The 21644-nt window shown below is 65.8% G+C and carries 18 protein-coding genes and 2 tRNA genes; 12 read left to right on the forward strand and 8 right to left on the reverse strand.

The window, feature by feature from the left end; genetic code table 11:
• Position 1: 1 nt before the first annotated feature.
• The gene (locus ACI766_RS08515) at positions 2–3481 is read right to left on the reverse strand and encodes a PAS domain-containing hybrid sensor histidine kinase/response regulator (RefSeq protein WP_003117605.1); all 3480 of its coding nucleotides are present in this window, start codon (positions 3479–3481) and stop codon (positions 2–4) included.
• Positions 3482–3746: 265 nt separating this feature from the next.
• On the opposite strand from ACI766_RS08515, the gene ACI766_RS08520 reads away from it, so the two are divergent.
• The 4 genes from ACI766_RS08520 (at position 3747) to ACI766_RS08535 (ending at position 9566) form a co-directional block, all read left to right on the forward strand.
• Positions 3747–4334, forward strand: a complete 588-nt coding sequence (locus ACI766_RS08520) for a GNAT family N-acetyltransferase (RefSeq protein WP_003119682.1) — start codon at positions 3747–3749, stop codon at positions 4332–4334.
• Positions 4335–4400: 66 nt separating this feature from the next.
• Positions 4401–5255 carry an AraC family transcriptional regulator gene (locus ACI766_RS08525; RefSeq protein WP_003091607.1) on the forward strand — a complete coding sequence of 285 codons (855 nt, stop codon included), beginning with the start codon at positions 4401–4403 and terminating at the stop codon, positions 5253–5255.
• Positions 5256–5351: 96 nt separating this feature from the next.
• Positions 5352–7517, forward strand: coding sequence for a TonB-dependent receptor family protein (locus tag ACI766_RS08530; RefSeq protein ID WP_003115567.1), 2166 nt, complete (start codon positions 5352–5354; stop codon positions 7515–7517).
• A gap of 174 nt (positions 7518–7691) precedes the next feature.
• Entirely contained in the window at positions 7692–9566 is a 1875-nt protein-coding gene (locus ACI766_RS08535; RefSeq protein WP_003117607.1) for an MFS transporter, read from the forward strand.
• 60 nt (positions 9567–9626) lie between these two features.
• Here ACI766_RS08535 and ACI766_RS08540 read toward each other — a convergent pair whose 3' ends face one another.
• From ACI766_RS08540 to rdgC, 4 genes are all read right to left on the reverse strand, one after another.
• Entirely contained in the window at positions 9627–9836 is a 210-nt protein-coding gene (locus tag ACI766_RS08540) for a cold-shock protein (protein WP_003115568.1), read from the reverse strand.
• A gap of 214 nt (positions 9837–10050) precedes the next feature.
• Complete coding sequence (gene sugE / locus ACI766_RS08545; protein ID WP_023087138.1) at positions 10051–10365, reverse strand: quaternary ammonium compound efflux SMR transporter SugE; 315 nt, start codon at positions 10363–10365, stop codon at positions 10051–10053.
• Between the two features lie 139 nt (positions 10366–10504).
• Positions 10505–11440 (reverse strand): bile acid:sodium symporter family protein, encoded by a 936-nt coding sequence (locus tag ACI766_RS08550; protein WP_003115569.1) that lies wholly within the window; start codon positions 11438–11440, stop codon positions 10505–10507.
• A gap of 86 nt (positions 11441–11526) precedes the next feature.
• Positions 11527–12447 carry a recombination-associated protein RdgC gene (gene rdgC, locus ACI766_RS08555; RefSeq protein WP_003091601.1) on the reverse strand — a complete coding sequence of 307 codons (921 nt, stop codon included), beginning with the start codon at positions 12445–12447 and terminating at the stop codon, positions 11527–11529.
• Positions 12448–12611: 164 nt separating this feature from the next.
• On the opposite strand from rdgC, the gene ACI766_RS08560 reads away from it, so the two are divergent.
• The 4 genes from ACI766_RS08560 to ACI766_RS08575 all read left to right on the forward strand — a co-directional run bounded on the left by ACI766_RS08560 (position 12612) and on the right by ACI766_RS08575 (position 14599).
• A tRNA-Val gene (locus tag ACI766_RS08560) sits at positions 12612–12687 on the forward strand.
• Positions 12688–12703: 16 nt separating this feature from the next.
• Positions 12704–12780: transfer RNA gene (locus tag ACI766_RS08565), tRNA-Asp, on the forward strand.
• Positions 12781–13036: 256 nt separating this feature from the next.
• Positions 13037–13798 (forward strand): FKBP-type peptidyl-prolyl cis-trans isomerase, encoded by a 762-nt coding sequence (locus ACI766_RS08570; RefSeq protein ID WP_003091600.1) that lies wholly within the window; start codon positions 13037–13039, stop codon positions 13796–13798.
• Positions 13799–14167: 369 nt separating this feature from the next.
• Entirely contained in the window at positions 14168–14599 is a 432-nt protein-coding gene (locus ACI766_RS08575; protein WP_003114790.1) for a YkvA family protein, read from the forward strand.
• Here the strand turns inward: ACI766_RS08575 and ACI766_RS08580 are convergent.
• Positions 14587–15333: a substrate-binding periplasmic protein gene (locus tag ACI766_RS08580; RefSeq protein ID WP_014602680.1), complete on the reverse strand. Its 747-nt coding sequence runs from the start codon at positions 15331–15333 to the stop codon at positions 14587–14589. The genes ACI766_RS08575 and ACI766_RS08580 overlap by 13 nt on opposite strands.
• Positions 15334–15436: 103 nt before the next feature.
• Here ACI766_RS08580 and ACI766_RS08585 point away from each other — a divergent pair, with 103 nt between their 5' ends.
• From ACI766_RS08585 to ACI766_RS08595, 3 genes are read left to right on the forward strand one after another with little or no spacing between them, the layout of a single operon-like run.
• Positions 15437–15748: a helix-turn-helix domain-containing protein gene (locus ACI766_RS08585; protein WP_003114792.1), complete on the forward strand. Its 312-nt coding sequence runs from the start codon at positions 15437–15439 to the stop codon at positions 15746–15748.
• A gap of 2 nt (positions 15749–15750) precedes the next feature.
• Positions 15751–16116, forward strand: coding sequence for a hypothetical protein (locus ACI766_RS08590; RefSeq protein WP_003114793.1), 366 nt, complete (start codon positions 15751–15753; stop codon positions 16114–16116).
• Complete coding sequence (locus tag ACI766_RS08595; protein WP_003109166.1) at positions 16106–16585, forward strand: sel1 repeat family protein; 480 nt, start codon at positions 16106–16108, stop codon at positions 16583–16585. The genes ACI766_RS08590 and ACI766_RS08595 overlap by 11 nt, the downstream gene beginning before the upstream one ends.
• A 13-nt stretch (positions 16586–16598) precedes the next feature.
• Here ACI766_RS08595 and ACI766_RS08600 read toward each other — a convergent pair whose 3' ends face one another.
• Both ACI766_RS08600 and ACI766_RS08605 read right to left on the reverse strand, forming a co-directional pair.
• Entirely contained in the window at positions 16599–18347 is a 1749-nt protein-coding gene (locus ACI766_RS08600; RefSeq protein WP_014602681.1) for a bifunctional diguanylate cyclase/phosphodiesterase, read from the reverse strand.
• A gap of 95 nt (positions 18348–18442) precedes the next feature.
• The gene (locus tag ACI766_RS08605; RefSeq protein ID WP_003091593.1) at positions 18443–20539 is read right to left on the reverse strand and encodes a carboxy terminal-processing peptidase; all 2097 of its coding nucleotides are present in this window, start codon (positions 20537–20539) and stop codon (positions 18443–18445) included.
• A 129-nt stretch (positions 20540–20668) separates the two neighbouring features.
• On the opposite strand from ACI766_RS08605, the gene ACI766_RS08610 reads away from it, so the two are divergent.
• The gene (locus tag ACI766_RS08610; RefSeq protein ID WP_003114796.1) at positions 20669–21631 is read left to right on the forward strand and encodes an NAD(P)H-quinone oxidoreductase; all 963 of its coding nucleotides are present in this window, start codon (positions 20669–20671) and stop codon (positions 21629–21631) included.
• The last annotated feature ends 13 nt before the right edge of the window (positions 21632–21644 follow it).

Consider the following 21644-nt stretch of genomic DNA (forward strand, 5'->3'; position numbering starts at 1 on the left):
CTCAGCGCAGGCTCAGATGGCGGCTGAGCAGGGCCCGCAACGCGGCCGGCTTGACCGGCTTGGACAGGTAGTCGAGGCCGGCGGCGTGGATCTCCGCCACCAGTTCCGGCCGCGCGTCGGCGCTGATCACCACCCCCGGCACCGGCTCGCCCAGGCGCGTGCGCAGCCAGGCCATCAATTGCGTACCGGTCTCGCCGTCGTCCAGGTGATAGTCGATCAACGCCAGTTGCGGGCGCATCTCGCTGTCCAGCAGCGTGGCGCATTCCTCGCGGCTGCGCGCGGTCCAGACCTGGCAGCCCCAGCGGCTGAGCAGGCTGTTCATGCCGGCGAGGATGCTGTCCTCGTTGTCCACGCAGAGCACCTGGGCGCCGTTCAGCGCCTGCGCCGGTTCGGCCTTGTGGCCGTTGGCCAGGGCCGGCGGCGCCTGCCGCGCCAGCGGTACGCGGACGCTGAAGACGCTGCCCTTGCCCGGCCAGGAACGTACTTCCAGCGGATGGCCGAGGACCTTGCAGAGCCGGTCGGCGATCGCCAGGCCGAGACCGAGGCCTTTCTCCGCGCGGGTCTGGTGGCTGTCCAGGCGCTTGAACTCTTCGAAGATGACTTTCTGCTTGTCCGGTGGGATGCCCGGCCCCTGGTCCCAGACCTCCAGGCGCAGGTAGCCGTCCTCGCGGCGGACGCCGAGCAGCACGTGGCCCTTGGCGTAGCGGAAAGCGTTGGTCAGGAAGTTCTGCAGGATGCGCCGCAGCAGCTTGATGTCGCTGTCCACCCGCAGCTGGCTGCCGCGCAGGCGGAAATGCAGGCCCTGTTCCTGGGCCAGCGCCTTGAACTCGACGCCGAGGGCATCGTAGAGGTTGTTAAGCGGGAACGGGTTGCGTTCGGCGCTGACCCGGCCGCTTTCCAGGCGCGAGATGTCCAGCAGGTCGGTGATCAGGTCCTCGGCGGAACGCAGCGACGAGTCGAGGTGCTGCACCAGGTCGCGGACCTCGCCGGGCAGCGCGTCCTGGTGGGCGAGGGCGGCGGAGAACAGCCGCGCGGCGTTCAGCGGCTGCATCAGGTCGTGGCTGACGGCGGCGAGGAAGCGGGTCTTCGACTGGTTGGCGGCCTCGGCGTTGCTCTTCGCCTCGCTGAGTTCCTGGTTCAACTGCGAGAGTTCCTGGGTACGCTCCTGGACCCGCTGTTCCAGCGACTCGTTGGCGCCCTTGAGGCCCTGTTCGGCCTCGCGGTAGGCGGTGATATCGGTGAAGCTCATGACGAAGCCGCCGCCGGGCATCGGGTTGCCGATCAGCTCGATGACCCGGCCGTTGGGGAACAGCCGCTCGGAGGTGTGCGGAGTGCCCTGGCGCATCCAGTACAGGCGCTTGGCCACGTGCATGTCCGGATCGCCGGGCCCGCACAGGCCGCGATCGGCGTTGTAGCGGATGATGTCGGCGATCGGCCGGCCGACGTAGATCAGCCCGTCCGGGTACTCGAACAGCTCCAGGTAGCGGTGGTTCCAGGCCACCAGGCGCAGCGACTGGTCGACCACGCTGATGCCCTGGGTAATGTTCTCGATCGCGCCCTGCAGCAGGGCGCGGTTGAATTGCAGCACCTCGGAGGCTTCGTCGGCGATCCGCACCACGTCCTCCACCTGCATCTCGCGCCCTTCGATGGCGGCCTTCACCACCGCCCGCGCCGAGGACGCGCCGAGGACCCCGGCGAGCAGGCGCTCGGTGTGCGCGATCCACTCGTTGTTGGCGGTCTGGTTCGGGGTGAAGCCCTTGCCCTGGCGGTAGGCGAAGCGGATGAAGCTTTGCCGCGCGCGTTCCTCGCCGACGAAACGCGCGGCGAGCATCAGCAGGTCTTCCACCTGCACCGCGAGCATGAAGCGCGAGTTCTGCCGCTGGGAGATCTCCTGGCCGATGAAGCGGCTGGCCTGCCAGTGCTCGGACACGCGGGTGCGCGAGAGCACCGAGACCAGGCCGAACAGGGCGAAGTTGCCGACCAGCGAGATCAGCACGCCCTGGGTCAGCGGCTCGATCGGCAGGCCGAAGGGATTGCTTGCCAGCCAGGTCAGGCCGGGGATGCGCTCCAGCGGCCAGCCGAGGCCCTTGGCCACCACCGGCAGGACCAGCGTATAGGCCCACAGCAGCGAGCCGGCGGCGAGGCCGGCGAAGACCCCGCGGCGGTTGGCCTGTTTCCAGTACAGCGCGCCGATCATCGCCGGGCCGAGCTGGGCGATGGCGGCGAAGGCGATCTGGCCGATGGTCGCCAGGCTGGCGCTGGAGCCGAGCAGGCGGTAGGCCACGTAGGCGAGCAGCAGGATCACCGCGATGCTCACCCGGCGTACGGTCAGCAGCCAGTGACGGAAGGCCTCGAAGGGCCGTTCGGTGTCCTTTTCCCGGCGTCGCAGCAGCCACGGCAGGAGCATGTCGTTGGAGACCATGGTCGACAGCGCGACGCTGGCGACGATGACCATTCCGGTGGCGGCCGAGGCGCCGCCAATGAATGCCAGCAGGGCCAGCGCCGGGTGCGCCTCGGCCAGCGGCAGGCTGATGACGAAGGAGTCCGGCATTACCCCGGCGGGCAGGTGCAATTGGCCGGCGAGGGCGATCGGCACCACGAACAACGCGGCCAGCACCAGGTAGATGGGGAACACCCAGCGCGCCAGGTTGAGGTCGCGCGGCTCGATGTTCTCCACCACGGTGACGTGGAATTGCCGCGGCAGGCACATGATCGCGGTCATCGCCACGCCGGTCTGCAGCAGCATCGCCGGCCAGTGCACGGTCTCTTCCCAGTAGTCGGCCAACTGCGGCGCGGCGCGGGCCTGGGAGAAGAGATCGGCGAAGCCGTCGTAGAGGCCGAAGGTGACGAAGATGCCCACGGCGAGGAAGGCGGTGAGCTTGACCAGCGACTCGAAGGCGATGGCCAGGACCATGCCGCGGTGGTGTTCGGTGACATCCAGGCTGCGGGTACCGAAGACGATGGTGAACAGCGCCAGCACCAGCGACACGATCAGCGCCGTGTCCTGGGCGCGGGTACCGGTGGAGTCGGCGCCGGAGCCGATCAGCAGGTTCACCCCGAGGACGATACCTTTCAGTTGCAGGGCGATGTAGGGCAGCACGCCGACCATGCAGATCAGCGCCACCACCACCGCCAGTGCCTGCGACTTGCCGTAGCGGGCGGCGATGAAGTCGGCGATGGAGGTGATGTTCTCCTGCTTGCTGATCATGATCATCTTCTGCAGCACCCAGGGCGCGAACAGCATCAGCAACACCGGTCCGAGGTAGATCGGCAGGAACGACCAGAGCTGGTCGGTGGCCTGGCCGACCGCGCCGAAGAAGGTCCAGCTGGTGCAGTACACTGCCAGGGAGAGGCTGTAGACCCAGGCGCGCAGGCGGGGTGAGAGCGGGGTGCGGCGACGGTCGCCATAGAAGGCGATGGCGAACAGGATGGCCATGTAGACCAGGGCGACCACGGCGATCAGCCCGATGGACAGCGACATGCGAACTCCGATGATGTCCCCGCGTGAAGCTGGCGTGAGGCGGGGGTCTTGCTTTCGCGCCAGTTTCGCACTTGTCGGCCCGCGCGTCAGGCCGCCTGCGACCAAGGTCGCACGCATGCTTGAGCCGGACGCGCGGAGTTGGTAGCGTGCCGGGCTGCGTGAGCGCGGACGGCCCCGGCGGCCGGCTGTCCGTTCATCGTAGCCGGTTTCGGCTGCGGCACTAAACGCGGCCGCTACGCTCTGATGGGAGCGGAGTTTTGCGTCGATGTCGAGGAGGGCGCCCATGTTCAAGCCGCTACCGATCACCCTGCAGCGCGGAGCCTTGCGTCTCGAGCCGCTGGTGGAAGCGGACATTCCCGAGCTGGTGAGCCTCGCCGAAGCCAACCGCGAGGCGCTGCAGTACATGGACGGACCGACGCGGCCGGACTGGTACCGCCAGAGCCTCGCCGAGCAGCGCGAGGGCAGGGCGTTGCCGCTCGCCGTCCGCCTCGGTGTGCAACTGGTCGGGACCACGCGCTTCGCCGAGTTCCTTCCCGCCTTGCCGGCCTGCGAGATCGGCTGGACCTGGCTCGACCAGGCCCAGCACGGCAGCGGCCTGAACCGCATGATCAAGTACCTGATGCTCAAGCATGCCTTCGACAACCTGCGCATGGTCCGCGTGCAGCTCAGCACGGCGGCGAGCAACCTGCGCGCCCAGGGCGCCATCGACAAGCTCGGCGCGCAGCGCGAGGGCGTGCTGCGCAACCACCGGCGGCTGGCCGGCGGGCGGCTAGACGACACCTTCGTCTACAGCATCACCGACCACGAATGGCCGCAGGTCAAGGCGGCGCTGGAAGCCAGCTTCACCGGCTGAAGCCGGTTCCGTCGCTCCTGCGGTATGCTGGGCGGCCCGTCCGGACGGGCGAACGAGGAGACGGCAGTGCCGGACGAGACGAGCGGAGAACACACGCATTTCTGGCGCGCCGCCGAACTGGGCGGCGTCGAACTGCTGCACGCGCGCTATGTGGAGCAGCGCTTCGCGCCGCACGTGCACAGCAGCTTCGCCCTGGTCATCATCGAGCAGGGCGCGCAGCGCTTCCGCCATCGTGGCGGCGAGCACCTGGCCCCGCTGGGCAGCATGGTGCTGATCAACCCCGACGAAGTGCACACCGGCTCCAAGGCCCATGATGCCGGTTGGCTCTATCGCGGCTACTACCCGGAAATGGAACAGATCGACGGGATTCTCGACGAGCTGGAAATCCATCATGGCGGCGTGCCGCGTTTCGCCGACAGCGTGATCCACGACCAGCCCCTGGCACGCGCCTTCGTCCACTTGCACCGCCTGCTGGCCGAGCATGCCGGCAGCCTGGAAACCCAGACCCGCTGGCGCGAGACGATGCTCGCCCTGTTCCGTCGCCACGCCCGCCTGCCAGAAGCGCCGAAGGCCGGGCAGGAGCCGTTGGCGGTGGCCCGCGCCCGCGAACTGCTGGCGGCGCGGTTGCTCGATCCGCCTTCGCTGGAGGAACTGGCGGCGGCGGTCAATCTGTCCCCGTTCCATTTTGCCCGGGTCTTCCGTCGCGCCACCGGCATGCCGCCCCACGCCTGGCTCAGACAGCGCCGCCTGGAGCAGGCCAGGGCACTGCTCAAGAGCGGCCGGGCGCCGCTGGAGGTGGCCCTGGAGCTGGGCTTCGCCGACCAGAGCCACCTCGGTCGCCAGTTCAAGCAGGCCTACGGGGTGGCACCGGGTGAATACCGCTCGGCCTGCGCGCGCTCGTCCTTGACGACATACGAATAAGTCAAGCTCACATTTGCAAATCATTTGTATTTACGTTCTTTACGATTTGCCGTAATTTTGCGCCCCACTTTTTCCTGCGTCCCTGGGGGAGCCTCGATGTCGTCCGTGAGTTCGTTGTCGCGCCTGGCCGTCGCCATCGCGCTGGGTGTGTCCATGCAGGCGGCGCAGGCCGAAGAGGAAGCCAAGGAGCTGGGCACGGTCACCGTGGTCGGCGACTGGCTGGGCGAAGCCGACCAGGCGGTGGTGCAGAACCATCCCGGCGCGCGCAGCGTGGTGCGTCGTCGGGAAATGCTCGAGAGCGGTGCGCAGAACGTCCGCGACGTGCTGCGCAAGGTGCCCGGCGTGCAAGTGCAGGACAACAACGGTACCGGCGGCAGCGACATCTCCCTGAACGTCGGGGTGCGTGGCCTGACTTCACGCCTGTCGCCGCGCTCGACGGTGATGATCGACGGCGTGCCGGCGGCGGTGGCGCCCTACGGCCAGCCGCAGCTGTCGATGATGCCGCTGTCCATCGGCAACCTGGAGAGTATCGACGTCGTGCGCGGCGCCGGCTCGGTGCGCTACGGCCCGCAGAACGTCGGCGGGGTGATCAACTTCGTGACCCGGGCGATTCCGGAGAAGTTCTCCGGCGAAATCGGCACCACCATCGAGCATGCCGGCCACGGCGGCTGGAAGAAGCTCAACCAGGCGTTCCTCGGCGGGACCGCCGACAACGGCCTGGGCGTGGCGCTGCTGTATTCCGGGGTGAAGGGCGCCGACTACCGCGACGGCAACAACGACAACGATATCGACGACGTGCTGCTCAAGACCCATTGGCAGCTCACCGACAGCGACCAGTTGGCGGCCAACTTCCACTACTACGACGCCTACGCCGATATGCCGGGCGGCCTGACCCAGGCGCAGTACGACGACGATCCCTTCCAGTCGGTACGCGACTGGGACAATTTCCGTGGTCGGCGCAAGGACTTCTCGCTGAAGTACACCCGCCAGGTCGACGACCTCACCCAGTTCGAGGTGCTCACCTACTACAGCGACAGTTTCCGCGGCAGCAGCATCGCCGCGCGCAACCTCAGGACCATCACCTCGTACCCGCGCGACTACCATGTGTTCGCGGTGGAGCCGCGGGTCTCGCGGATCTTCTTCGCCGGCCCGACCACCCAGGAGGTCGGCATCGGCTACCGCTACCTGAAGGAAGCGATGAACGAGCGCGCCAGCCAGCTGGCCCTGGTCGACAATGTGCCGACCGTGCGTCCCGGCTCGGACGGCCATACCTACCAGGACCGTACCGGCGGTACCGAGGCCAGCGCCTTCTACATCGACGACAAGATCGATGTCGGCAACTGGACCATCACCCCCGGCATCCGCTTCGAGAAGATCGACAGCGACTGGCGCGACCGCCCGGTGCTCGGTCTGAACGGCAAGCCGGTGCAGGAGAAGAAGCGCAGCAAGGACTACAACGAACCGCTGCCGGCGCTGAGCCTGATGTATCACTTGAGCGACGAGTGGAAGCTGTTCGCCAACTACTCCGAATCGTTCGGCAGCCTGCAGTACTTCCAGCTCGGCCAGGGCGGCAGCGGCAACGATACCGCCGCCGGCCTGGAGCCGGAGAAGGCCAAGACCTACGAACTGGGCACGCGCTACGACAACGGCAGTTGGGGCGGCGAGATCACGCTGTTCTACATCGACTTCGACGACGAGCTGCAGTACGTCAGCAACGACGTCGGCTGGACCAACCTCGGCGCCACCAAGCACCAGGGCATCGAGACTTCCGGCCACTATGACTTCGCCGCTCTCGATCCGCGCCTGGACGGCCTGTCGGTCTACGGCAGCCTCACCTATACCCGTGCCACCTACGAAGGCGACATTCCCTCCTTCAAGGGGCGCGACCTGCCGCTCTACTCGCGCCAGGTGGCCACCGCCGGGGTGCGCTACGAGGTCGACCGCTGGACCTACAACCTCGACGCCTTCGCCCAGTCCATGCAGCGCGCGCCAGGGCTGAGCACCGACAGCCAGGGCAACTTCACCCACAACTACATCACCGAGCCCAGCGCCGACGGCCAGTACGGCGACATTCCCGGCTACGTGACCTGGAATGCCCGCGTCGGCTACGACTTCGGCCCGCAGGCGTCGAACCTGAAGCTCGGACTCGGGGTGAAGAACCTGTTCGACAAGCAGTATTTCACCCGCTCCAGCGACAACAATTCGGGAATCTACGTGGGTCAGCCGCGAACGCTGTTCATGCAGGCCAGCGTCGGTTTCTGAATATTCGGATGCGACTTGGCGCATCGTCCGACGACAGGCGTCCTGCGGTAACGCGGACGCCTGTTCTATGATGGGCGCGGAATTTCCATCGGAACGCTGTGGCCTGATCCGCGGTCCATGCAGTCCAATCGATGACGGGCTTCCTTTCGGCGGCCACGCAAGGTAACAAGGACGATGACCCAACATTCGCAATTCGCCCTGCTGGGCAAGCGGCGTTTCCTGCCGTTCTTCATCACCCAGCTGCTCGGCGCCTTCAACGACAACATCTTCAAGCAGTCGCTGATCCTCGCCATCCTCTATCACCTCAGCGTCAGCGGCGACCGCAGCCTGCTGGTCAACCTCTGCGCACTGCTGTTCATCCTGCCGTTCTTCCTGTTCTCGGCACTGGGCGGACAGTTCGGCGAGAAGTACAACAAGGACGCGCTGATGCGCGCGCTGAAGCTGGCCGAGGTAGGCATCATGCTGGTCGGCGCTGCCGGCTTCGTCTTCGGCAGCCTGCCGCTGATGTTCGTCGCGCTGTTCGCCATGGGCACCCACTCGGCGCTATTTGGCCCGGTGAAGTATTCGATCCTGCCCCAGCACCTGCACGAGGACGAACTGGTCGGCGGCAACGCGCTGGTGGAGATGGGCACCTTCCTGGCGATCCTGGCCGGCACCATCGGCGCCGGCGTGCTGATGTCCCATGCGCATTACGCGGCGGCGGTGGCCACCGCGGTGGTGCTGGTGGCCGCCTGCGGCTACCTGGCCAGCCGCGGCATTCCGCGAGCGGCGGCGGCGCTGCCGGGGTTGAAGCTCGACTGGAACATCTTCGCCCAGTCCTGGAGCATCCTCCGCCTGGGGCTCGGCCAGCGCCCGGCGGTCTCGCGCTCGCTGGTGGGCAACTCCTGGTTCTGGTTCCTCGGCGCGGTCTACCTGACGCAGATCCCGACCTTCGCCAAGGAATGGCTGCACGGCGACGAAAGCGTGGTGACCCTGATCCTCACCGTGTTCTCGGTGGGCATCGCGCTGGGCTCGATGCTGTGCGAGAAGCTTTCCGGTCGCAAGGTGGAGATCGGCCTGGTGCCGTTCGGCTCGATCGGCCTGACCGTCTTCGGCATCCTCCTCTGGTGGCACGCCGGCGGCATTCCCCCAGGCGAGGCGCCCTACGACTGGCTGGCGGTGCTGCGCCACCATGAGACCTGGGCGGTGCTGGCCGACATCCTGTTCATCGGCATTTTCGGCGGCTTCTATATCGTACCGCTGTACGCCCTGATCCAGGCGCGCACCGACGAGGACAAGCGGGCCCGGGTGATCGCCGCCAACAACATCCTCAACGCCCTGTTCATGGTCGCCGCTGCGCTGGTCTCGATCCTCTTCCTCAGCGTCGCCAAGCTGTCGATCCCGCAGCTGTTCCTCGCCCTGTCGCTGATGAACGTCGCGGTGAACGTGTACATCTTCAAGATCGTCCCGGAATTCACCATGCGCTTCCTGGTCTGGCTGCTCAGCCACACCATGTACCGGGTCCGGCATGTGAACCTGGAGGCGATCCCGGACGAGGGAGCGGCGGTGCTGGTGTGCAACCACGTCTCGTACGTGGACGCGCTGCTGATCGCCGGCTCGATCCGGCGGCCGGTGCGCTTCGTCATGTACTACAGGATCTTCTCGCTGCCGGTGCTCAACTTCGTCTTCCGCACCGCCGGCGCGGTGCCCATAGCGGCGCGCCACGAGGACGAAGGGATCTACGAACGCGCCTTCCAGCGCATCGCCGACTACCTGAGGGACGGGGAGCTGGTGTGCATCTTCCCTGAAGGCAAGCTGACCGCCGACGGCGAGATGAACGAGTTCCGCGCCGGGATCGAGCGGATCATCGAGGAAACCCCGGTTCCGGTGATCCCCATGGCGCTGCAGGGGCTGTGGGGCAGCTTCTTCAGCCGCGACCCGAACAAGGGCTTCTTCCGCCGACTGTGGTCGCGGGTAAGCCTGGTGGCCGGCGAATCGGTGGCGCCGGAGGCGGTGGAGCGCCTCGACCTGCAGGCGCGGGTGACGAGCTTGCGCGGCGAAGCTCGCTGATCGATCCGCAGAAACGAAAAAGCCCCGGCGATGCCGGGGCTTTTTTTGGCGAACTACAAGTTAGACAACTTGTACTTCGTCGGCTTGCAGGCCTTTCTGGCCGTTGACGACCACGAAGGAAACCTTCTGGCCTTCCTGCAGGCTCTTGAAGCCGGTGCCCTGGATGGAACGGAAGTGAACGAACAGGTCGTTACCGCTTTCCGGGGTGATGAAACCGAAGCCTTTGGCGTCGTTGAACCATTTTACGGTGCCGTTCTGACGATTCGACATGGTGTAACTCCTGAAACAAAGTTGATTGCGGCGACGGAAATATCCGAGCCGGTAGGTACTGAGTTGCAAAGAGTACGAGGAGCCGAGGCGATGAGCGGACCGAGATCTACCACACCAGGTCACGATTCACTGTGACCCAAGCAAGCACAGTGGTCGCAGAGTACGCGATAAAACTGCGGAAAGCGATACCCCTCGGAGCATATTCGATGGATGTCTAATGGCTCAGCTTGAGGCCGACCAGTCCGCAGACGATCAGCGCGACGCTGGCCAGGCGCAGCAATGCCATGGATTCGCCGAACAGGATGATCCCGGCGATTACCGTGCCGACCGCGCCGACCCCGGTCCAGACGGCATAGGCGGTGCCCAGCGGCAGGTGCTTCATGGCCAGGCCGAGCAGGCCCAGGCTGACCAGCATGGCGAGCGCCGTGAGGACCGTGGGAAGCGGCTTGCTGAAGCCTTCGGTGTATTTCAGACCAACGGCCCAGCCCACTTCGAACAGGCCGGCGAAAAACAGGATGATCCAGGACATGGCGATCTCCAGGGCAACGGGTGGCGGGGCCGTCCCCATTCGATCACCGGCCGGAGGCGGGTGGTGAGGTCGTCCTCACTGCGTGCGGTATTTTGCATGGTTCATCGGTCGGGACAAGGCTTCCCGACCGGGACCCAGTTCAACGCGGCGTATCATCCAGGCGCCGGAACAGGGCGGCCAGCAGCGAACCGGAGAGATTGTGCCAGACGCTGAACAGCGCGCTGGGCACCGCTGCCAGGGGCGAGAAATGGGCGTTGGCCAGCGCCGCGCCGAGCCCCGAGTTCTGCATGCCGACTTCGATGGCCAGGGCCTTGCGCTGCGCCAGCGGCATGCCGGTCAGCTTGCCGGTGAGATAGCCGAGCAACAGGCCGAAGCCGTTGTGCAGCATCACCACGGCCATGATCAGCAGGCCGGACTCGGCGATCCGCGCCTGGCTGGCGGCCACCACCGCGGCGATGATCACCACGATGCTGAATACCGAGACCAGCGGCAGCACCTCCGCCACCTGCCGGGTGCGCTCGCCGAGCAGGCGCTGTGCCAGCAGGCCGAGGGCGATGGGCACCAGCACCACCTGGAGGATCGACAGGAACATTGCCGCGAACGACACCGGCAGCCAGGCCGAAGCCAGCAGCCAGACCAGCGCCGGCGTGACCAGCGGGGCGAGCAGGGTGGTCACCGAGGTGATCGCCACCGACAGGGCGACATCGCCACGGGACAGCCAGGTCATCACGTTGGAAGCGGTGCCGCCGGGGCAGCAGCCGACCAGGATCACGCCCACCGCGATCTCCGCCGGCAACTGCAACAGGCGGCAGAGCAACCAGGCCAGGCCGGGCATGATGACGAACTGGGCCAGCACGCCGATCAGCACCCGTATGGGGTGCCGGGCGACCTCGCGGAAGTCTTCGCCCTTGAGCGTCAGGCCCATGCCGAACATCACCAGGCCGAGCAGTGGCGCGATGGCTGCGGTGAGCGGGAGGAACCAGGCAGGTCGGAAGAAGGCGAGGATGGCGAACAGCAGGACCCAGAACGGGAAGCTGGCGCTGACGAAGCGGCTCAGGGCGGTCAGGGCACGCATGGGCTTTCCTTGTTATTGGACGGCCGCCAGTCTGCCATGCCGGGCGCGACTCTCCCAGCGGCGGGCGCCGCCGGGAGAGCGGGGCGTCAGACGCCCTGGGGGATTTCTTCGCCGCCGAGGGCCTCGAAGAGCGCCGGAAGGAATTCGGCGAAGGTCAGCATCATCAGGGTGAAGCTGGCATCGAGCTGGCCGAGGGCGTCTTCGCCGCCGTCCTTTTCCGCCTGCTCCTGCAGCAGGTCTTCGAAGCGCAGGCGCTTGACCGCCAACTTGTCGTCGAGGACGAAGGACAGCTTGTCCGACCAGGCCAGGGACAACTGGGTGACCAGCTTGCCGGCGGTGAGATGCAGCTGGATTTCCTCGCTGGTCAGGTCCTGGCGCTTGCAGCGGACCACGCCGCCATCCTCGTGGGTGTCGCGCAGCTCGCATTCGTCGAGCACGTGGAAGTCGCCGGCGGCTTCCTGGGTCTTGACCCAGTCGGTGAGGGTCGCGGTCGGCGCGACCTTCACGCTCAGCGGGCGTACCGGCAGGGAGCCGAGCGCTTCGCGCAGCGTCGAGAGCAGGTCTTCGGCCTTCTTCGCGCTGGCCGAGTCGACCAGGATCAGGCCGAGGCTCGGCGCGATCGCGGCGAAGGTGCTGGAGCGGCGGATGAAGGCGCGCGGCAGCAGGGTCTGGACGATCTCGTCCTTCAACTGGTCGCGTTCCTTCTTGTAGACCTTGCGCATCTGCTGGGCTTCGATCTCGTCGACCTTTTCCTTCAGTGCGTCACGCACGACGCTGCCCGGCAGGATGCGCTCTTCCTTGCGTGCCGAGATCAGGAAGAAGTCCTGGCTGACGTGTACCAGCGGTGCGTCCGGGCCTTTGCCGAACGGCGCAGTGAAGCCGTAGGTGGTCAGCTCCTGGCTGGCGCAGGGGCGGGCGGGTTTTTCGCCGAGGGCTTTCTCGAGGGAATCGGCATCCAGTTGCAGATCCTGGGTGAGGCGGTAGACGAGCAGATTGCGGAACCACATGGGGTCGTTCTCTCCGGGCACAAAGGACCCATTATTCCGCCGCTGGCGGCTCAGGCCAACCCCGGTCCGTCGCTAACTCCTTGGAACGGCAGAAAATTTTTTTCATCGAGGGGCTTGCCAGGGGGCGAGTCGCTCCGTAGAATGCGCCCCACTTCGAGAGTGAAGGGTGATTAGCTCAGCTGGGAGAGCATCTGCCTTACAAGCAGAGGGTCGGCGGTTCGATCCCGTCATCACCCACCAATCTCGCAAGTTACGCGCAGCGGTAGTTCAGTCGGTTAGAATACCGGCCTGTCACGCCGGGGGTCGCGGGTTCGAGTCCCGTCCGCTGCGCCATTTCCTTCCTCAGCTGTATCTCTTGCGCTTCCTTCCCGCTTCATAATTCGACGTTTCTCGACGCTTCCTTTCCGCTGTTCTTCTGTCCTCGTTCCACGCGTTCGTTCTGCTATCTCCTTCATTTTTCGGAAAGTTCGGCCTTGAACTTATCCGCGCGCACCTGTTCCTATTGCCCATAGCCACTGGTCGCGACAGCCTGCTAAGCTCGCGGCTTCATCGAATATGCCCGAGCGGCGAACAGATTAAAGGACTCAGCATGAAACAACATCGGTTGGCAGCAGCGATCGCACTGGTCGGTCTGGTTCTCTCCGGCTGCGATTCGCAGACCAACGTTGAGTTGAAGACTCCGGCACAGAAAGCTTCCTATGGTATCGGCCTGAACATGGGCAAGAGCCTGTCCCAGGAAGGCATGGACGACCTGGATTCGAAAGCCGTCGCCAAGGGCATCGAAGACGCCCTCGGCAAGAAGAAGCAGCAGCTCACCGATGAAGAGCTGACCGAAGCCTTCGCCTTCCTGCAGAAACGTGCCGAGGAGCGGATGGCCGCCATCGGCGACGAAAACGCCAAGGCCGGCAAGAAGTTCCTCGAGGAAAACGGCAAGCGCGACGGCGTGACCACCACCGCTTCCGGCCTCCAGTACGAAATCGTGAAGAAGGCCGATGGCCCGCAACCGAAGGCCACCGACGTGGTGACCGTCCACTACGAAGGCCGCCTGACCGATGGCACCGTCTTCGACAGCTCCATCGAGCGCGGCAGCCCGATCGACCTGCCGGTCAGCGGCGTGATCCCGGGTTGGGTCGAAGCCCTGCAACTGATGCACGTCGGCGAGAAGATCAAGCTGTACATCCCCAGCGAGCTGGCCTACGGCGCGCAGAGCCCGAGCCCGGCGATCCCGGCCAACTCGGTACTGGTCTTCGACATGGAACTGCTCGGCATCAAGGATCCGTCCAAACCGGACGCGGAGCCCGAGGCCGGTGCCGCAGCGCAGCCCGAAGCCAAGGCGGACGCGAAGAAGTAATTTTTCCGCCGCGATGCATGAAACGCCCCGTCCATGACGGGGCGTTTTCATTTGCGGATTCGGCTGAACCCAGGCGCTGCCGCGAGGGTCTGAAAACAGGTCGAGGGCACGGCCGGTGTTACCCTTATGCACACATTTGTCGCACGTCGACCCGACCTACGGTATTGACCTCGGGTTGTCCGTTGCGCTAGGTCAAACCCTTGATTTTCAATGCTTTTAGAGTATTGTCTAAAAAGTGTCCGATCTGTCGGAAAGCCTGTAGCGACGGGCTTCTCGCCGACGGAAGGGGGGGCTGTTCACAAGGTTATCCACAGTATGCGTGGATAACCCGGAGAGCTTCGGCGGCAAGCGCTTGAGCGAGGTGGAAGGATGGATGCACCACGAGGATTCAGTCGTTACCTGGGGATCGCGGAACGTTTCCTGGCCCGTGGCCGGGTGCCCGCCTTGTTGATTGCAGTAGCACGCAAGCGCTCGCGCCTGAAGCTGGTGAAGAGCGACCTGCGCCTGCTGCAGGAACTGCTGGTGGCCTGGGTTCGCGGCGAATACCGCGGACTCAGCCGCCAGGCGTTGCTCTCGGTGATCGCGGCGCTGGCCTATTTCCTTTCGCCGGTGGATATCGTTCCCGACTTCATCTTCGGTGTCGGCCTGCTCGACGATCTGGCCGTCCTGGCCTGGGTAGTGCGTCGCTGGCAGGCCGAGCTGGATGCCTTCAAGGTCTGGCGTGACGCCCAGGGCGTCGAGACGCAACAGGCGCTGCGAGAGCTGCCGGCTCCCAGGGCGGAGCGCGTTCAGGGTTCCTGAGGCGCTTGCAGGCTGTTTTCCAGTAGGCGCCCGATGCTGCCGTCCCTGACCATCTCATCGAGCACCCGGTCCATACTTTCGACGGGGACCGGCAGTTGTCCGCCATAGATGCAGTGCATCCGATAGCTCTGCAGTACCAGCGGACTGACCCTCAGGCCCAGCTCGGGATGCTGGCGCGTCAGGTAGAGCAGCGGGCGGCGCATGTCCACCGCGGCGTCCAGGCGCGAACGCTTGAGCATCTGCACGCGACTGGCCAGGTCGCGGGTATCTTCGCGGCGAATTTCCCCGGCAGCGAAGGCCTGCATGAGATTGTCCGCGTAGACATAGCCTAGACTTGTACCCAGGGTCTTGCCGCGCAGCTCGGCGAAGTCGCGGATCGCCGGACGGTCGTCGCGCTGCAGCAGGACGTCCTGCTCTTCGAAGAGGGCAGGAGACCAATGGTAGCGTTCGGGTTTGCTATCCCATCCGGGGTTGGAGTTGCAGATCACGTGAATATGTCCGCTGGCCATGAAGCCGTCGATCCTTCGGTTCGGCGTTTCCACGAAACGCAGCGACAATCCCAGCCGCTGCGCGACCCGCTCCCCCAACTGGCGGGTGAAGCCGCCTTGCAGCTGGTGGTCGACGATGTCCACGTAGGGCATGCCGTCGGCAGGGCTGAAGCCCCAGCGCAGCTCGCCGGCGAAGGCCTGTCCGACTCCCAGCAGGATGCACAAACCAAGACTTCTCCGGCGCACCCGTGGGCTCCTCCACCAGGCAGACTGTGTGACCAGGGCAGCAGTATAGCCAGTCCGTAGCGGCGCGGTGCCTGATAAGATGGCGGCTTGCAAGGAGACCGACATGAATGTCCAAGTGATCACGCGAGACGGCGAGGCGGAATACGCGGTGTTGCCCTGGGCCGAATACCAGGCGTTGCTGGCCGCCGCTGGTCGCCCGGCCGCCAGTGTCGCGGTGGAGACGACCGCGCCGGCGCCGCCTTCCGCGAGTCTGCTGGAGCGCCGCGAGGCGCGCGGCCTGAGCCTGGAACAGGTGGCCCGGGAGGTCGGTATCAGTCCTTCCTATATGGCGATGATCGAACGCGGCGAACGCGAGGCCAGCGAGGCCATCCTGTTCGCCCTGGAGCGTGTGCTGGGCAAAGCGACGGGGGCCTGACCTTGAGTGTGCTGATCAGCCGTAAACACTGGGATAGCCTGCTGCTGGAAATCGAAGATGCGCGTCGCCAGCGTCATCTGCTCACCTACCGGGCGCTGATCGAGCGCCTGCAACTGCCGACTCCGGCGATGACCACCCTCACCGCGGCTCTCGAGCACCTGGCATCGCTGGATGCGCGCTCGGGGCGTCCGTTGCGCAGTTCGCTGGTCATCAGCCAGGGCGCAAGCCGCTTGCCACGCACCGGTTTCTTCGAGTGCGTGGAGCGCCTCGGGCGTTTTTCCGGTCCGCCGGACGGCCCGGCCGCGGCTGGCTGGCATGCGGCGGAAGTGGTCCGTGTCTTCGAATTCGAGTATCCCGATGAACTCTGAATGGATCTGGCGCCTGCGCGCCCGCCTCGGTTACGGCGTGGCCCGGCAGTTGCTGGGCTGGCCCTGGCTGGTCAAGCAGCCGCGAGCCTGGCAGTGGATGCAGGGGCAGTTCTCGCGCATGGCCAACCTCGGACACCGCGACGCCCAGGCGTTCTACGGTCACCTGCTGCTGTTCCGTGGACAGGGCTTCGGCGCGCGCGAGGAGGGCCTGCGCCTGCTGCGCCTGGCTGCCAGCGCGGGCGATGGGAAAGCGGCCTACCAGCTCGGCGTGCAGGCGCTCAAGGGCGACAGCCGGCAAGCGCCCGACGCGCTGGCAGCCAGCCGCCACTGGGCACTAGCGGCAGAGGCGGGCCACCCGCTGGCGGCGCGCAAGCTGGCGGAACTCTACCGCGATGGAGGCCCGGGCCTGGCGCCGGACAGCGAGCGCGCCGAGCACTATGCGCAACGGGCGTCCGCGCTCGGTCTATAGCTGAACGAACGGTTCAGGCGGCCTCGATCAGGTGCAGGCTGTAGCCTGGCACCGCCTTGGCCTGGCGCTTGGCCTCGGAGGCCAGCGTCGCCAGGTGCGCGGCATCCATTCCCTGGCAGGCTTCGGCCGGTAGATGCACCACGCCGACGGACAATGACAGCAGCGGGTACTCCTCGCGCTGGCCATGGCGGTTGTGCGCAACGAAACAGCCGGCGTCCAGGTGCTCGCGGCTGTAGAAGCGCCGGCATTGGCTCTGGAAGGTTTCCAGCAACCGGTCGATCCGTGTGCGCCAGTCCTCGGGGCCGAGCACCAGCATGAAGTCGTCACCGCCGATATGGCCGACGAAGTCGCTGCCCGGGTCGATCCGTTCGCTCAGGCACTGTGCCAGGCACAGCAGGACCTCGTCGCCGCGGGCGTAGCCGTAGAGATCGTTGAAGGGTTTGAAGCTGTCGATGTCGATGTAGCAGATCACCGCCTCGCGCCTTTGTTGCAGCAGGCGTTCGAGGCATTGCTGGATCGGCACGTTGCCGGGAAGCAAGGTGAGCGGATTGGCGTGCCGCGCCTGCTGGAGCTTTTCCTCGGTGATCAGCCTGAGCACGTCGATCACCCGGCCCATGCCCGCATAGTGCCCGCCGCGGGTGATGATGAAATCTTCCTCGATACGCTGGCGTGCGCGGCTGGTCAGCAGGCGGCTGACCTGCTGCAGGGTCTGGCCGAGTTCCACGGCGAGAAAATCGTCGCTCATCAGGCGGCTGATCGGCTTGCGCAGGAACAGGTCGCAGGCGAAGGGCCGGAGCAAGGCGTCGGTGAGCGCGTGGCGATGGACGATGCCGATGGGACGCCCCTCTTCGTCGAGGATCGCCAGGGAGTTCAGGTTGGCCTGGCGGCGGAAGATTTCCACCACTTCCTGGGTCGAGGTGCGAACGTCGACCGCGCGCTGTTCCAGCAGCAGCGCACGCAGGTCGCCGTGCTCGTCGCTGGAAGACTGGCTGGGGGCGTCAGCGCTGGGCAGCATCTGTTGTACGTCGCTCGCCGGGTGTTCCAGCGGGCGGCCGAACAGATAGCCTTGCACCAGGTCGACCCCCATCTCGCTAAGCACCGCGAGTTCCTCGGGCAGTTCGATGCCTTCGGCGATGACCTGGGCGCGAGAGGCCCGCGCCATCTTCAGGATGGAGCCGACGAACTCGCGTTTCACGGTGTCCAGGTGGATGCCGTCGACGAAGTGGCGGTCGATCTTCACGTAGTCCGGACGCAGTTCCGACCACAGGCGCAGGCTGGAGTAGCCAGCGCCGAGGTCGTCGAGGGCGATGGAGAAGCCCATGGCGCGATAGTGGTGCAGCGCGGTGTCGAGCAGGTCGAAGTCGTCGATGGGGGTCTGCTCGGTCAGTTCGATCACCACCCGGTTCGGCGAGATCCCCAGCTGTTGCAGCAATTGCAGGGTGCGGCCGGGCGGATGACCGGCCTCGAGGAGGGACTCCGGGGAGACGTTGAGGAACAGCATGGCGTCGCCCTGGATGTCGCGGAAGCGGCTGAAGGCGCGTTGTCGGCAGAGTAGTTCCAGTTCGCTCAGCCTTCCGCATTGGCGGGCCACGGCGAACAGCGCCAGGGGCGAGTGCAGTGGGCTGTTGGACGGACCGCGGGTCAGCGCTTCGTAGCCGACCAGGCGCCGTTCGGAAAGCGAGAGGATGGGCTGGAACAGGCAGTGCAGGTCGCCGTGGGCCAGGATGCTGTCCAGGGCGCTCAACTGCTCGGTGACGGTCATGGAACGCTCTCGTCGCAATGAAAAAGGGCCGGTTGTGCAACCGGCCCCGTATTTCACGACAGTCCCATGACTGTTTTATGACGCTCCCGCTGAACTCAGTGCTTGGCCACCGCCGAGTTGAGGTTCAGGTAGTCCAGCAGGATGTGCCCGGACTCGGTGAGGTAGGCGTCGTCCTGCGGCTTGGTCTTGTCGTCCTCTTCCGGCAGGGCGTTCTCGTCCTCGCGCTTGAGTTCCTTCAGCGGCTCCTGGCCCTTGGACTTGCGCAGGGCGTTCTCCATGGCCAACTGGCGGTTCTCGATGCTGGTCTGCTGGGCGCGGCGCTTGGCCTCGTTCAGGCTGACGGTCTTCTCCTTCATCAGCTCCTGGGCCAGCGCCAGGCGCTCGCGGGCGTAGACGAAGTCGGCATTGTTCTCGGTGCGCGCGTCGTGCTGGGCCTTGAGTTGCGCGAGGAACGGCTTGAACGGGTTGGCCTCGTCCTTCACCACCGGGCGGATGGTGTCCCAGGGCATCGAGTCGGGCAGGGCGCTTTCGCCGATTTCCTTGTCGTCGACGATGGACGGGTAGCTGATGTCCGGGATCACGCCCTGGTGCTGGGTGCTCTGACCGGAGACTCGGTAGAACTTCGCCAGGGTCAGCTTCAGTTCGCCGTGGTTGAGCGGCTGGATGGTCTGCACGGTGCCCTTGCCGAAGGTCTGTCCACCGAGGATCAGCGCGCGGTGGTAGTCCTGCATGGCGCCGGCGAAGATCTCCGAGGCGGAGGCCGAGAGACGGTTGACCAGTACCGCCAGCGGGCCGGTATAGAAGGCCTTGCCTTCGTCGTCGTTGAGCACGTCGACGCGGCCGTCGCTGTTGCGCACCAGTACGGTCGGGCCCTGGTCGATGAACAGGCCGGTCAGCTCGGTGGCCTCCTGCAGGGAGCCGCCGCCGTTGTTGCGCAGGTCGAGGACGATGCCGTCGACCTTGTCCTTCTGCAATTCGGCGACCAGCTTCTTCACGTCGCGGGTGGTGCTCTTGTAGTTCGGGTCGCCGGCGCGGTAGGCCTTGAAGTCCAGGTAGAAGGCCGGCAGGTCGATCACGCCGAGCTTGTAGCTGCGGCCTTCGTGGTCGACCTTGATGATGGATTTCTTCGCCGCCTGGTCCTCCAGCTTCACCGCCTCGCGGGTGATGGCGACGATCTTGCTGGTCTGGTCGTTCGGCGCGTTGCTCGCCGGAATCACTTCCAGGCGTACCTGGGAACCTTTCGGCCCACGGATCAGCTTGACCACTTCATCCAGGCGCCAGCCAACCACGTCGACCATTTCGCCCTTGCCCTGGGCGACGCCGATGATCTTGTCGGAGGTGGCGATCTGCTTGCTCTTCGCCGCCGGGCCGGCCGGCACCAGGCGTACGACCTTGACGTAGTCGTTGTCGCTCTGCAGCACCGCGCCGATGCCTTCCAGCGAGAGGCTCATGTTGATGTCGAAGTTTTCCGCGTTGTCCGGCGACAGGTACTGGGTGTGCGGATCGTAGGACTGGGCGAAGGCGTTGATGTAGGCCTGGAAGATGTCTTCGCTGCGGGTCTGCTTCAGGCGCGACAGCTGGTTCTTGTAGCGCTTGGTGAGCTGTTCCTGGATCGCCTTGTCGTCCTTGCCGGTGATCTTCAGGCGCAGGACCTCGTCCTTCACCTTCTTGCGCCAGAGGTCGTCGAGCTCTGCGGTGTCCTTCGCCCAGGGGGCCTTTTCGCGGTCGATCAGCAGGCTCTCGTCGACGCTGAAGTCGATCTTGTCGACGCCCTTGTCGAGCATCGCCAGGGCGTAGTCGAGCCGACCTTTCAGGCGGTCGAGGTGGCGCTTGTAGATGACGAAGCCGGGATCGAGGTCGCCGCTCTTGAGGAAGTCGTCGAACCTGTTGCGCCAGCGATCGAACTCGGCGATGTCGCCGGCGGTGAAGTACATCCGCGCCGGATCGAGCATCTTCAGGTAGCTGTCGTAGATCTTGGCCGAGCGTTCATCGTTCAGCGGCGGCTTGTTGTAGTGGTGCCGCTTGAGCAGTTCCACCACGTTGAGGCTGGCGATGACCTGCTCGCGGTCCGGCTGCAGGCTGTCCCAGGAATTCTGGGCGCTGCCGACGGAGACGGCGGTCGAGGCGAACAGCGGCAGCGAACTGGCGCCGAGGAGGAGCAACAGGGCGGTACGGGGCAGAAAACGCTTCATGCTGATTCGACTGATCGCGGAGTAATGACGCATATTAGGCCTTATTAGCCGGCGCCGGGTTCCCTTGGCGCAATGCAAAAAGCCCGACTCTGGGTGATCGGGCCGTGACAACCCCACTATGGAGGCAGCGTGAACGCATTGCAAGGTATCGAAGGTCGTGTCGAGTGGTCGGAAATCGCCGCCCCGTCCTGCGGTCAGGGCGAAATCCGCATCCGCGTGGCGGCCGCCGGACTCAACCGCGCCGACCTGTTGCAGAAGGCCGGGCTCTACCCGCCGCCACCCGGCGCCAGCCCGGCGCTGGGGCTCGAGTGTGCGGGTGTGGTCAGCGAGGTGGGCGCGGGCTGCACCTGGCAGGTCGGCGACCGGGTCTGCGCGCTGCTCGCCGGCGGCGGCATGGCCGAGGAAGTGGTGGTGGACGCGCGCCACGTACTGCCGGTCCCGGCAGGGCTGAGCCTGGCGGAGGCGGCGGGGATTCCGGAGGTCTACGCCACGGCCTGGCTGAACCTGTTCCAGTTGGCGGCGTTGCAGCCCGGCGAGAAAGTGCTGCTGCACGCCGGCGCCAGCGGCGTCGGTTCGGCCGGCATCCAATTGTGCAAGGCGTTCGGCAACCCCTGCTGGGTCAGCGTCGGTTCCGCCGAACGCCTGGCCTACTGCGAATCCCTGGGCGCCGCCGGCGGCGTGCTGCGCAAGCAGAGCCTGGAATCGCTGCGCGATTTCGCCCCGTTCGACGTGATCCTCGATCCGGTCGGCGCCCGCTATGCCGGGTTGAACCTGGAGTTGCTGCGGCGCGACGGGCGCTGGGTGATCATCGGCCTGATGGGCGGCCGCGAGGCGCAACTGGACCTGGCTCAACTGCTAGGCAAACGCATCCAGTTGACCGGCTCGACCCTGCGTACCCGTGATGCCGAGTTCAAGGCGCAGTTGATCGCCGAACTGGGGTTGAAGGTCTGGCCATTGTTCTCCGCCGGGAAACTCCGCGCGCAGCTGGAGCGAACCTTCCCGATCGTCGACGCCGAGGCGGCGTTCGAGGCGTTGGCGAGCAACCAGGTGCAGGGCAAGGTCGTGCTGGTGGTGGACCCGTCGCTGGCCTGAAGGGCCGCTTCGG

It is taken from the genome of Pseudomonas sp. DL (assembly GCF_047199225.1).
GTDB lineage: Bacteria > Pseudomonadota > Gammaproteobacteria > Pseudomonadales > Pseudomonadaceae > Pseudomonas > Pseudomonas aeruginosa.